The following is a 12,305-nucleotide window of genomic DNA, read 5'->3' on the forward strand; positions in this document are numbered from 1 at the left end:
AATAGGACGGTCCGCTCGGCTAACCTAACCGGTACTTACCCATGATAGTTTTCAAGAGGTAAAGGCTGATTATGGCAACTGTCTACAAGCAAAAAGCGCCGCCCCAAGGGGACGGCGCTTTGGTGTATATGAAGTAAGGTCTAGCTATTAAGCGCAATGCAAAGCTTATGCCGCAATTCCCATCTGCGGGGCCGGAGCTTCACCAGTGATAGTAGGCTGCACGCGAGTACGTAAGCGCTGCTCTACAAAGCTGTGGCGTAAGTGCTTCGGCAGCTCATCAACCAGCTGCTGGTAGCGCTCTAAGCCTATAGCTTTGGCTACATATGTTTCGTGAATGCCGTTGAGGTAACTCACAATATTGAGCAGCGACTGATGAAAGAGCTTGAAGTCAATCTCCGCTTCGATGTAGCGCTCAATCTCGCGGCTGGTCTGCGAAATGCGTAAGCGGCCTAGCAGGTCGAAAATGGTAGTATAGCCTAAGCGCCACGTAATCTGCTGCCAGTGTGAAGCAGTCCATTTGTCGAGCACCTTGCCGGTCTTCTGGCTACGTAAAGCAGTGTTCGGGTTAGCCTGAACTTGCAAGCGCGTAATCTGCGCTTTCATCTTGCGAGTGGTACGCAAAAACTGACCGATCTGCGCCTGTGCATCAATCTCCTTGCTGGCAATGTTGAGCCCGGCTTTGTAGCCAGCCAACGGCAAGCGGTGAATGCTGAAGTCACCATACGCACCGGCTGCGTAGAATGAGATAGGGCGTGGGTATGCATTGCGCACTACCAAGCGTCCTACTTCGCGGCGTATCAACGAAGGATTGTTGTTGCGCACACCGGCCGTAAACAGGAATGCTTGCAAGCCAGCCATGATGGTATGATACGCCTGTGGGAAAGTCCAGTGCAGAGCATTGCGTAAGTAGTCTTCATCGCCTAGCTCGGCCGTAGAGCGTAGCGCATATTCAGTGCTCCAGCACGAATGCAGCAACTTAGTTACAGCCGTCAGGTCAGCTTCAGTAAGCTCGGCCTGGTGCGCCCGGAAGAAAGGTAAATGCTGCAAGCCGCCAGTAGCGTCGTCGGCCTCTTGAATGTGGTAGTTGATAGCGAAGAAATAGTTGAGGAAAACCTGCGCCGGGATAGACTTGCGCCAGGTCTCGTCAGCTAGCTTCTGCTGCTCGTCCGTCACGAGCGGAATGATAGGTGTTTCCATGTTCGTCATCATGCTAGTTTAACATGAAGGTATAGGTTATAGTTCTTATTTGCTAAAAATATTGGGTAAAAAATAGTGAAATTTACATGCTGACTATCAACTAGTTATACCTTAAAATTACACTGTGTTATAGCCGCTATTTTAGGGTCGATTTGCTAAATAAAGTAACGATTGCCCTTGATATTAGTTCGACACAAATAAAAAGCCCCTGCAGCTATTGCTACAAGGGCTTTTATGTCAATCAGATTAGCTAGCGAGAAAGCAGTTAAGACCTTCTCAGTAGTTAAATGGCTGCTTACATCTGATCTTTCACTACGGACACAGCTTCACGAAGCGTAATGTCTTTGTTGAGATTTTTAGTGAAGCGCGAAGCACGGTTGACTTCTACAGTGTCGGAACCTAGAGCGCGCAAATCAGCAGATAAAGGAGCAATAGCGATAGGAGCAGCCGCTTTCTGTGCAGCCTCATACTTATCAGACTCCGCTTTGTTGGTTTGCTGCTCAGCACGGTAAGCCGTCAGCTTCAACGATACTTTGGTATCGTCCTTACGCTTACGCATGCGCTGAGCCAACTCGTTTACGAGGCGGAAGCTTGGGCTAGCTGCTACACGAGCTTGGCTAGCAGTACGCAACTTTTCGGTAGCCGGCGCTTGCGCCCATGCACGGTAGCGGGCTGGAGTAATCTCATCCCACTTCAGCGGATAATCCGACTCCTTCTCACCCTGATCAAGATAGCTGTAGGCGTCTGGCAGGATGATATCAGGTACAACACCTTTGAACTGAGTGGAGCCACCGTTGATGCGGTAGAATTTCTGCGTCGTTAGCTTCAACGAGCCGAAAGGCTTGATGCTGTTGAATTCGGCAGGAAGAGCATCATCGAGGTCGAAGATGCGCTGCACGGTGCCTTTACCATACGTGCTAGCCGCACCCATAATCACACCACGCTTATAATCCTGAATAGCCGCCGCCAGAATCTCGGAAGCTGAGGCGCTGTACTTATTTACCAGTACCACCAGCGGACCGCTGTACTGGACGCGAGGGTCACGGTCGTTGAGTACGCTAGGTGCACCCTGAGGGCCCTTCACTTGCACCACTGGGCCGCTGTCGATAAACAGGCCTGCCATTTCTACAGCGTCTTGCAAAGAACCACCGCCATTGAAACGTAGATCAAGCACCACACCCGACACGTTCTCTTGCTTGAGTTTCTCTAGTTCTTTCTTCACGTCTTCGGCAGAGCTACGGCCACCGTTATCGTTGAAATCAGCATAAAAGGTAGGAAGCTTGATGTAACCAATTTTCTTACCGGCATCATTGATGGTAGCCGACTGAGCAAAGGTTTCTTTGATCACTACGACGTCGCGAATGATAGAGATGATCTTGGTGCTGTTGTCGGGCTTCTTCACCGTTAAGCGAACTTCGCTGCCCTTTTTGCCTTTGATCATGGTTACCGCCTTATCGAGGCGCATACCTTCTACCGATACTGGCTCGGCATCACCCTGAGCAACCCGGGAGATAATATCACCGGCTTTCAACTCGCCTTGACGGTAAGAAGCACTACCCGGGATAATATCAGACACCTTGATCTGGCCGTCCTTTTCTTGTAGGGAAGCACCAATGCCCTCGAAACGACCGGTCATGGCCTGGTCGAACGATTCTTTGTCGCGTGGAGCGAAGTACTCGGTGTGCGGGTCGTAGGTATTGGCAATAACGTTGGCATACATTGCCAAACGGTCGTTTGCATCGTTTTGAAGCAAATCGTTGAACTGATCGTCGAAGTACTTCAGCACCCGCTTGCGCGCTTCAATTTCCATTTCTGCAGGCGTACGAGTTGGCTCGGAGGTGGTAGCAGGAGAAGGAGTAACTGAAGTCGAAGCTAGTGGCTTGTCTTTCTTCTTTGCTTGGGCGTCCATCATTTCTGAAACGCGCACCAACGTCTGGTACTTCAAGAACTTGCGCCACTCCTCTCGCTGGGCAGACTTGTCGGCAGCGAAGCTGGCTTTATCAGGCTCCGTCTCGAAAGTTTCTTCGGTAGTGAAGTCGAAAGGCTTGGTTAGGATGTCACGATACAACGCCTGCACGTCTTTCACGCGCTGATCGAGAAGGACATTGGTTTGGTCCATGAATTCGTGGGTACCACGCTTCACTTCCTCGTCAATATCGTTCTGGAATTTGGTGCGAAGCTGGGCCACGTCGGAGGCCAGTAAGAATTTCTTGTTGGAGTCTACACGCTTTAGATACAGATCAAAGACACGCTTAGAGAAGGTGTCATCAAGCTTTTCAGGCTGGTAGTGCATCGTAGTGAGGCCTTGCAGCATAGCCTGCACCAGCACGGCGTCCTTCTGGGGCGTCCGCGCATCACTACGACGGTAGAGCTTGTAGGAAGCCAGCACGAAAACTGCCAGCACCACCGCGGCATACAAGCCTATCTTGATTCGGGGAAAAGACATGGAAAATCGAGTGAAATGGAGGAAAATCAATTGTAATAAAGCGCCGTTCTGATACTTACGGCACCGTAGCAGCCCTGGTTAAACTAAAAACGCCGAAGGTTGATGAATAAGTGCCATCAGGCGCTGCTATTCTAAAAAACAAAGACAAAGAAGTAGCTAGAAAGTTGTCTGCTTTCTATGTCTTTGGAGTGCTAAAAACGGGCCAAAGAGCGATATATGCTATTTCGGCAGGTGCAGTAATTTACTGATTCTATCCAGACAAAAAAAGCCCCCTCCAAGAACTAGGAGGGGGCTTTTGAGGATGAGCTACTTAGCGACTAGTACCGACGTACTTTGTCACCGTTGCTGCGACGGAACTCCTCTTCGAAGTAACGAGCATCTTCGTCGTTGCGTGGGTTAACACCCATTACAATGCCGCCATTTTTGATATCGGATTCGTACTCTTTAGCGTGCTCCTCAGGAATACCCGAGCCTACCAGTGCACCTACAAGGCCACCCGTCAGACCACCGGCACCAGCACCAGCCAAGGCTGCTGCAATAGGACCAGCAATAATCAAACCTAGGCCCGGAAGAGCTACCGAAGTACCGATGGCAGCAATTGCGCCAATCACAGCACCAGCTGTACCACCAATGGCCGAACCTACGCCAGCACCTTCCATAGCCTTGTCGCCAAGCTCGGTGTCAGCTGTGTCGCTGCCGAAGTGCGTTTTACGCGTTTCGTCAGACATGAGCACGTTTACATCATCTTTGGTGTAGCCGCGCGATGACAACGAGTTATAAGCTTGCTCAGCACTATTACGGTCGCGGAACATGCCCGTCATCATACCCCCTTTGCCAGAAGTAGAGCTGCTACCGGTTAACGCATTGCCTGCATCGCTAGCAGCATTCTGTACGGCGTCGATGCCAGCACCAACAGTTGCACCTGCTGAACCTGCTAGAGCAGCTCCTTTTTGGGTAGCACTGTAGTCATGCGTAGGGTTGGTATCTGCACCGCTGATGCTAGAATCGCCGGTGCTAGAGTTACCTAAGTTACCGCCCGAGGTAGAATTGCTGCTAGAACCCGTAGACATCGAGCCACTGCCAAAGCCAGTGCCGGCATTGCCAGTACCATAGTTAGAACCTGAGCCAGTACCGGTATTCATCGGATTATTCGATTCGTTGGTGTTCATGTGCGAGAGATGTTAAGTTGAAATGGTGGGGAAAGGAAGCATCCCATGCAGCTGTGAAAGTGGAATACTGCACCGAATGTGAGTAGCTAAACGCGACCGTTCCAGTAGGGGTTACACATATAATTAAGGCATCCCTATTTTTCAACTATTTTTTTCTGCACAGCCGAGCTTTAGCCCCACCGTTCGTAGTTGGCATCGTCTTGCCAGAACGCCCGGCATTCCCGGCGCATGTTTTTCAACAAGTCCTCTTGGTGCTTGAGAGTGCGCCATTCGCCCATTCCAAGTCGTTCACAGAGCTTATAAAAGTTGTCGCCTTGTCCTTTCGAGCCCTCTACTTTCACGAGGCAACTCAGTATGGGCCGGCCCGCTTTGTATTCCTGTTCCGAAATTTCAGCTAAGAGCTCGTTCAGACGACCTTTCTCGTGCGAGATATCCAGGTTTAGGCCCAGTTCAGCCTCCTGTACTAGGTTCAAGTAGCTAATAGTACCAACCTGATGGCGGGAAAAGCGAATTAAGTGGCTGCGAATTCGGCCGAACATGGGCAGAGGGAATGGAATTAAAGGACGGAAAGTACAAAAAAGCCCGTTGTTCCAGAATGATATCTGAAACAACGGGCGGCGGCTACCCAAAACCGTGCCGAACAGGCAAATAAATCCTAACGCCCTTGGCGTCGTCTTATTTCTTTTTGGATGAGAAGAAATTCGCGGCTGCTTTGGCCAGCAATAGCAGTGTTCTCATCGGCCCGGCGCAATAGATAGGGCATAACCGCGTCTACGGGACCGTAGGGCACATATTTAGCTGTGTTATAGCCCGCATGCGCCAGGTTGTAACTTAGGTTGTCGCTCATACCATAAAGCTGAGCAAACCAAATGCGTTGGTCGCCGGGTTGTAGCTCATGTTCTTGCATGAGCTCGGTCAGCAGTTTGGAGCTAGCTTCGTTGTGCGTGCCAGCACAGATACTAATCCGGTCGACGTGCTCCACACAATACCGCAACGACTCATTATAGAGTGCATCCGTTTCCTGTTTGGTCGGATTAATTGGATTCTTGTAGCCGCGCTGCGTAGCTACCCGAGCCTCTTTCTCCATATAAGCCCCCCGTACCAACTTGCCACCCAAAAAGTAGCCTTCGCGTTTTGCTACGTCGTGGGCTTCTTTGATAGCATCAAGCCGATCGTGGCGGTAGAGTTGGTAGGTGTTCCAAACAATGGCCGATTCGCGGTTGTACTTGCGCATCATCTCGTACGCCATGTTGTCGATGGTCTGCTGAAACCAGCTTTCTTCGGCATCAACAAACACACGCACACCATATTGATGCGCTCGATGACAAATGGCATCCATCCGGGTATAAGCCCGGTCATAACTGGCTTGCTCGGCAGGTGTGAGGGACTTGCCAGCCTGTATCTTTTCGAGCAAAGAGCTGTCCGCCAAGCCCGTTACTTTGAACACCGAAAACGGAATGTGCGTGGAGCGGTGCGCTAAATCGAGGGTAGCCAAAATTTCGTCGCGAGTCTGGTCGAAGCTTTTGTCACTGCCTTCGCCTTCCACAGAATAGTCGAGGATGGTGCCAATGCCGTAGCGGCCCAACTCGGCAATCACCGGAACACACTCTTTGATGGTTTCACCACCACAAAACTGCCGGAAAATGGAATGCTTGATAAGAAACTTCGTGCCGGGTAGATTCCACTTCAACGCAGTTTTCATCAAGCCTCCACCGGTTTTCACCAGGGTGTTGTTGTTCATGGAGGCGAAAAGCGCATACATCTTGCGCAACTCTGCGTCCGACTTCGAAGCGAAGGCGACAGCAGTGTCATCAAAAGAGACCGGCGGGGCTTGGGTTAAAGGCATTGGGTGTAGCTTTGGGCGGAAGTTAATGGGTAGGCAAAGGTAGTCTTTAAACAAGATTTTGTCGGGCTTAGTTGCCCACCCACTTATCTTGCATTAAACACAGCTCGTATCGCATTCATTCAGCGAATCCGTAGTTATCCGCTCCTGTTTTTTCTTTCACTATGCAGAGTTCTTCAACTCCCGAAACCTTCTTCACTCGCCGCCTCACGGCTAAGGGCAGCCCCTTGCTCATTGCTGGTCCTTGCTCAGCCGAAACCGAAGAGCAGGTGTTGGCTACGGCCCAAGGCCTAAAGGCTCTTGGCAAGATAGATTTGTTTCGGGCAGGCATCTGGAAGCCGCGCACGAAGCCAGGCGGATTTGAGGGGATGGGCTCTGTAGCGCTGCCGTGGTTGCAGCGGGTGAAAGCCGAGACGGGAATACCTACTACCGTGGAAGTGGCCAATCCGCGCCATGTAGAAGAAGCCTTGGCACACGGCATTGATGTGTTATGGATTGGTGCCCGTACCACTGTAAATCCCTTTGCCATCCAAGAACTGGCCGATGCGCTAGCCGGAACCGGAGTACCGGTGATGGTGAAAAATCCGGTCAATCCTGATGTGGCGCTGTGGGCCGGGGCACTAGAACGCCTAGAGCGAGCCGGCATCACCGATCTGGCCGCTATACACCGGGGGTTCAGCACCTTTGCGCCTTCTCGCTACCGCAATGCACCCACCTGGATTCTGCCTATTGAACTGAAAAGCCGTTTTCCACAGCTGCCCCTCATCTGCGACCCTAGTCACATCGGTGGCCGCCGCGACTTGCTGTTGCCTATCGCTCAGAAGGCCCTCGACCTCGACTACGACGGCCTGATGATTGAAACGCACCCCGACCCCGATCATGCCCTCAGCGACGCTGCCCAACAAGTGACGCCAGAGCGTTTAGGTGAAATTCTGAATGAGTTGCGCTTCCGCTACCGTTCTTCCAATAACGCCGAATACTTAAACAAAGCCGAGGAACTGCGGCATAAAATGGACGACGCCGACCGAGAAATTATGGAAGGTTTGGCTCGGCGCATGGCGCTAGTTGGCGAACTAGCCGAATACAAAAAAGAGAACGACGTCAAGATCCTACAAATGGACCGTTGGAACGAAATTTTTGAGTCCCGGCAGGCGTGGGCCCGCAAATTGGGCGTCAACGAGAAGTTTATAGCCGAGCTCTACAAACTAATCCACGTGGAAAGCATTCGGCGGCAAACTGAAATCATGCAGCGACCCGAATAGCGCCTAGTCGCGCCGATAGGTCAAGCGAAAAGAATCTACACACGAACCATAATCAATTACTAGCTCCGAAGGCTCAATAGTGTAGGCAGGACTACCACTGGGAAAAGCACCTGTATTCTTGAACTGTATTACAGGAACAGTATCTGTAGAGCACGGAGATTTGCCTGTGCTAAAAGTATATGTGCCGCTTGATACTTCTTTGTTGTCTCTGTAGTACACAACGCTGCCATCCGCTTTGAATTCCACAGCTTCGTTGGGTAACGGTTGACCTGGCAGGCAGTAACAATCCACGCCGTTTAGCTGCCAACGACCAACTATAAGGGCTGGTCCAGCGTCTTGGTCAGGCTTGCAGGCAATTAGGCTAAACAAGCTGCTAGTGAGCAGCAAGACGTAAAGTAACTTCATACTATAGAATAGAGTAGGGAACGGAAACAGGTTTTACCAAGACATAGCTCTTGTCCTTGGTAGCTGCTGCCGTACTAGTGAAATGAGTAGCTAGCTACTGTTTCTGTGCTACTCGAATGTAACTATGCTGGAAAGGTTCGCCGTTAGAGTCGCGCAATTGCAGATTGTTGCCTGATATAGTGTACAACTGTGTGCCCCGATATCCTCGGTACATGAGCACTTGCCGAACCGGTTTGCCAATTCCTTGCCGCTCGCGCCGAACCGCAAATACAGTAGCACTCACAAAATTGTCGTCCTCATAGAATCGTGCCCGTCCGCGCCGGTCGAACTCGACTACCACGCGGTGACCGGTAGTAGCTGGCGTGAGTACGGGTGAGTTAGGAGCAGCCGTTTGCTGCCACTCCCAACGCCCTACTAACTGTTCTTCTGGTTTAGGTATAGATTCACGTTGACAAGCAACCCACAGCGGAATAGCTAAGAGTAGCACGGCGGCAGATAAGCCGCGCAAATAGAGGGTCATAACTAATATAGAATGTAAGTTGCGGTTGTATGAGCAAGGCGGAGCCTAGACGGTTGCATTAAAGACTATTATTTTTGCGCCATATCATGATGAAATTGTCTTCCGCAAATGCCGTACCTGAACGGTCACATTTCTTCTAAAAGGAATCAAATTTGAATAATAAAGTAGCCATTGGTTCGGAGGCACTGCCAGCCCTAGCTGAGCTATTGCGTCAGCCTGCTGTTAGTCAGGTATTTGTATTGGCGGATGCTAACACCAGCCGGTTGTGCTATCCGTTGTTACGTTTTTACTTGCCAGAAGCCCATTCTCTAATTGAGATTCCTGCTGGCGAAGAAGCGAAAACGTTAGACTCTTGTGAAGCAGTTTGGAGCGAGCTAACTGAGCAGAGAGCCGACCGATTCGCGGTCTTGGTGAACCTCGGGGTGGAGTGGTGACGGACTTAGGCGGTTTTTGCGCTGCTTTATACAAACGAGGTATCCGGTTTGTGCAAGTGCCTACTACGCTACTTGCGCAGGTTGATGCCAGCGTGGGTGGCAAGACGGGTATTGATTTTCAAGGGTTTAAAAACCATCTAGGCGTTTTTCAAGAGCCAGCAGGCGTCTTTATTGACCCCAAGTTTCTCGCAACCCTAGACCCGCGCCAGTTGAAATCCGGTTATGCCGAGGTGGTCAAACACGCGCTAATTGCTGATGCAGCCGCGTTTCGAGAACAGCGTATCAATAGCGTCTTTATTGACGACTGGACGGACGCGATTCAGCATTCAGTGGCTCTAAAGCAGGAAATTGTAGCGCAAGACCCTCTAGAAAATGGTCCGCGCAAACTGCTCAACTTTGGGCATACAGTTGGCCATGCGTTGGAAAGTTTCCTGTTGTCGCAGCCGGGGCGTGAGATTTTGCATGGTGAGGCAGTGGCTGCAGGAATGATTTGTGAGGCGTGGCTGAGTGTTCAGCACGGTTTGCTAAATGAGAATGATCTGGACCAAATTGAGACGTTCTTATTCTCAGTTTTCGAAAAGGTGCAGTTCGTCTCTTTGGAGACAGAAGCCATTGCTGATTACGCCCGCCAGGACAAGAAAAATACTGGCTCGACCATCAACTGTACTCTGTTGGAAAGCATAGGCCGTGGCGTTTACAACCAGCCAGTTACAGTAGCAGAAATTGCAGCTTCGTTGCGGTACTACCATCGGTTGTAGCGTCATTCGCTGAGCGGCATAGCCTTACGAACGATACACCTGTTGGTGTACTGCCCATCAGCAATCTATTAAATTACATCTTCCACCCATTCACCGAGTAATAGCTTGGTGCTACATTTTCAACCGCCATTAGCTCTTCAGTCAACCTTACCTGGCCTGGTGGTCCGTTGCGCGGGACAGCGCAATTGCCGGCGTCAAAAAGCGAAAGTAACCGTGCCCTTATCCTGCGAGCATTAGCTGGCGGTGGCCAACTTGATAATCTATCGGATGCCAACGACACGCAGCTAATGCAGCGCCTGTTGGCTGATCCGGCAGCCGAGGTGCTCGATGCCGAAGACGCCGGAACGGTGATGCGCTTCTTGACTGCTTATCTGGCCGTAACCGACCGTCATGCACTGCTTACGGGCACTGCTCGCATGCGTGAGCGGCCTATAGGAGTTCTAGTTGAGGCCTTGCGTCAGCTCGGCGCCGATATTGCGTACGAAGAGGCGGAAGGCTATCCGCCTTTGCGCTTACGCGGCTGGAACCAAGCGGAAGGCCAGCAAACCAAAGCAGACGAGTCTGAGCCCATTGAGTTGAAAGTGCGCGGCGACATCAGCAGCCAATACATATCGGCATTGCTAATGGTAGGGCCAATGCTACCGAACGGCTTACGACTTTGGCTCACAGGAAAAGTAGGTTCGCGCCCCTACATCCGCATGACGATGGCGCTCATGCAGCATTTTGGGGGCCAATGCCGGGACTTAGGTACGGCGTTAGAAGCTCGCGCTGGCCGCTACCAACCCGCCGATTATACCATTGAGTCGGACTGGTCGGCGGCTAGTTATTGGTATGCAATGGTAGCATTGGCTCCAGCTGGCTCGCACCTGACGCTCCCGGGTTTGCGCCGGTATTCCTGGCAGGGCGACCAAGCCATAGTCGATATTATGGCGCAGCTAGGCGTTGCTACAGAGTTTCTGGCGGATGGTGTACGTCTGATGCAAACTACGCCTTCCGCCGGTTTCACTCAGGACTTTACCGACTGCCCCGACTTGGCACAAACGGTAGCCGTAGTAGCCGCAGCCCTCAATGTGCCCGTCCTTATGACGGGCTTGGAGAGTCTACGGATCAAGGAAACCGACCGGATTTTTGCCTTGCAAACTGAACTCGCCAATTTCGGAGCATTCCTGACAGAAGAAACCGAAGGCTATTTCCGTGTGTCAACCGAGCAATTCCGGGTGGATGGACAAACCGTGGCAACATATCATGACCACCGCATGGCCATGGCTTTTGCGCCGTTAGCCTTGCGTGGTCCGCTTACCATCGAAACACCGCAAGTGGTGCGCAAATCATATCCGCAATTCTGGTCGGAGTTGGAAAAAGCTGCATTCGTTACTGATTTCCGCTGATCAACCAGCGGAAATCAATGAACGCAAGTAGGCTGCTGAGTGACGCAGCCGGCTCCCGTACCAGCTGAACATCTCACCATCCACGATTCTGATTTGTGCGGAAGGGCATAAGACTTGAAACTCGGCTATATGCTTTTCACCGAACGGGTAAGGCTCCGATGAAAGCAAAATTTGCTGTGGCGCCATTTGTCTTAATTGCTCGGCTGTTACTTCAGGGTAGCGGGAGAGGTGAGCAAAGGAATTTTGAAACCCGGCACGGCGTAGCAAGTCATCAATGAATGTGCTTGGCGCAGCCACCATGTACGGCTTACGCCAGATGAAATAAGCGGCTGAGGTGGACGTAGCCGATGTTTCCAGGCTAGTAAAAGAGGTGGCAATGTCAGCTGCCAAAGCATCAGCTTTTTCCTTGCGCCCGGTAATCAACCCTACTCGCCGGATCATATCAAGGGCTTCGTCTAAATTGGAAATATCACTCATCCACACCGGGTACTGTGCTGCTAGTTGCTCTATTCCCTCCCGGTAATTTTCCTCCTTATTGCCTATAATCAGGTCCGGCTTAAGGGTCTCTATTTTCTCGAAGTCGAAGTTCTTTGTGCCTCCAACTACGGCCGCGGTTTTCCGGGCCTCAGCTGGGTGGATACAGAACTTCGTCACGCCCACAACTCGCTCGCCCAATCCCAGGTCGAACAGAAGCTCTGTTTGGGAAGGCACTAGTGATATTATTCGCTTGGGTGGAAATGGCACTGCCACTCGCCGATTTATTTGGTCGGTGACTGTGAGTGGAACCATTAGATTTTCGGGTTGCTCGAGTTGCACGGTTTTGTGTTACTTAAAAAAAGAAAATAGAGGAGATATAGCTGCTGCCCGTGTGCAAAATTGTAAG

11 protein-coding genes are annotated in these 12,305 nt (G+C 51.3%); 4 read left to right on the plus strand and 7 right to left on the minus strand.

Annotated elements, in window-relative coordinates; all coding sequences use genetic code 11:
• Positions 1-165: 165 nt before the first annotated feature.
• From MUN86_RS05325 to MUN86_RS05345, 5 genes are all read right to left on the minus strand, one after another.
• The gene (locus MUN86_RS05325; protein WP_245122633.1) at positions 166-1,197 is read right to left on the minus strand and encodes a hypothetical protein; all 1,032 of its coding nucleotides are present in this window, start codon (positions 1,195-1,197) and stop codon (positions 166-168) included.
• 295 nt (positions 1,198-1,492) lie between these two features.
• A complete protein-coding gene (locus tag MUN86_RS05330) occupies positions 1,493-3,643 on the minus strand; it encodes a carboxy terminal-processing peptidase (protein ID WP_245122636.1) in 2,151 nt (716 codons plus the stop codon).
• A gap of 317 nt (positions 3,644-3,960) precedes the next feature.
• On the minus strand, positions 3,961-4,812 hold the full coding sequence (locus MUN86_RS32260; RefSeq protein ID WP_375379469.1) for a hypothetical protein: 852 nt from the start codon (positions 4,810-4,812) through the stop codon (positions 3,961-3,963).
• A 170-nt stretch (positions 4,813-4,982) separates the two neighbouring features.
• Complete coding sequence (locus MUN86_RS05340) at positions 4,983-5,351, minus strand: hypothetical protein (RefSeq protein ID WP_245122639.1); 369 nt, start codon at positions 5,349-5,351, stop codon at positions 4,983-4,985.
• A gap of 116 nt (positions 5,352-5,467) precedes the next feature.
• Positions 5,468-6,658, minus strand: coding sequence for a proline dehydrogenase family protein (locus tag MUN86_RS05345; RefSeq protein WP_245122641.1), 1,191 nt, complete (start codon positions 6,656-6,658; stop codon positions 5,468-5,470).
• A 161-nt stretch (positions 6,659-6,819) separates the two neighbouring features.
• Here MUN86_RS05345 and MUN86_RS05350 point away from each other — a divergent pair, with 161 nt between their 5' ends.
• Complete coding sequence (locus MUN86_RS05350; RefSeq protein ID WP_245122644.1) at positions 6,820-7,917, plus strand: chorismate mutase; 1,098 nt, start codon at positions 6,820-6,822, stop codon at positions 7,915-7,917.
• Between the two features lie 499 nt (positions 7,918-8,416).
• Here the strand turns inward: MUN86_RS05350 and MUN86_RS05355 are convergent, their stop codons facing one another.
• Entirely contained in the window at positions 8,417-8,842 is a 426-nt protein-coding gene (locus MUN86_RS05355; RefSeq protein WP_245122647.1) for a hypothetical protein, read from the minus strand.
• A 152-nt stretch (positions 8,843-8,994) separates the two neighbouring features.
• Between MUN86_RS05355 and MUN86_RS05360 the strand changes: the two genes are divergently transcribed.
• The 3 genes from MUN86_RS05360 to MUN86_RS05370 all read left to right on the plus strand — a co-directional run bounded on the left by MUN86_RS05360 (position 8,995) and on the right by MUN86_RS05370 (position 11,422).
• Entirely contained in the window at positions 8,995-9,276 is a 282-nt protein-coding gene (locus tag MUN86_RS05360) for a dehydroquinate synthase/iron-containing alcohol dehydrogenase family protein (RefSeq protein WP_245122650.1), read from the plus strand.
• Positions 9,270-10,034: a 3-dehydroquinate synthase gene (locus MUN86_RS05365; RefSeq protein WP_245122653.1), complete on the plus strand. Its 765-nt coding sequence runs from the start codon at positions 9,270-9,272 to the stop codon at positions 10,032-10,034. The genes MUN86_RS05360 and MUN86_RS05365 overlap by 7 nt, the downstream gene beginning before the upstream one ends.
• A 185-nt stretch (positions 10,035-10,219) precedes the next feature.
• A complete protein-coding gene (locus tag MUN86_RS05370; RefSeq protein WP_245122656.1) occupies positions 10,220-11,422 on the plus strand; it encodes a 3-phosphoshikimate 1-carboxyvinyltransferase in 1,203 nt (400 codons plus the stop codon).
• On the opposite strand, the gene MUN86_RS05375 is transcribed toward MUN86_RS05370, so the two are convergent.
• Positions 11,423-12,211 carry an ABC transporter substrate-binding protein gene (locus MUN86_RS05375; RefSeq protein ID WP_245122659.1) on the minus strand — a complete coding sequence of 263 codons (789 nt, stop codon included), beginning with the start codon at positions 12,209-12,211 and terminating at the stop codon, positions 11,423-11,425.
• Positions 12,212-12,305 lie beyond the last annotated feature (94 nt).

It is taken from the genome of Hymenobacter volaticus, from assembly GCF_022921055.1.
Classification (GTDB): Bacteria; Bacteroidota; Bacteroidia; order Cytophagales; family Hymenobacteraceae; genus Hymenobacter; species Hymenobacter volaticus.

Bases quoted from the DNA above. Each gene is read 5' to 3' on its own strand.
- MUN86_RS05325 (WP_245122633.1), bottom strand. From the start codon at position 1,197: ATGGAAACACCTATCATTCCGCTCGTGACGGACGAGCAGCAGAAGCTA.
- MUN86_RS05330 (WP_245122636.1), bottom strand. From the start codon at position 3,643: ATGTCTTTTCCCCGAATCAAGATAGGCTTGTATGCCGCGGTGGTGCTG.
- MUN86_RS32260 (WP_375379469.1), bottom strand. From the start codon at position 4,812: ATGAACACCAACGAATCGAATAATCCGATGAATACCGGTACTGGCTCA.
- MUN86_RS05340 (WP_245122639.1), bottom strand. From the start codon at position 5,351: ATGTTCGGCCGAATTCGCAGCCACTTAATTCGCTTTTCCCGCCATCAG.
- MUN86_RS05345 (WP_245122641.1), bottom strand. From the start codon at position 6,658: ATGCCTTTAACCCAAGCCCCGCCGGTCTCTTTTGATGACACTGCTGTC.
- MUN86_RS05350 (WP_245122644.1), top strand. From the start codon at position 6,820: ATGCAGAGTTCTTCAACTCCCGAAACCTTCTTCACTCGCCGCCTCACG.
- MUN86_RS05355 (WP_245122647.1), bottom strand. From the start codon at position 8,842: ATGACCCTCTATTTGCGCGGCTTATCTGCCGCCGTGCTACTCTTAGCT.
- MUN86_RS05375 (WP_245122659.1), bottom strand. From the start codon at position 12,211: ATGGTTCCACTCACAGTCACCGACCAAATAAATCGGCGAGTGGCAGTG.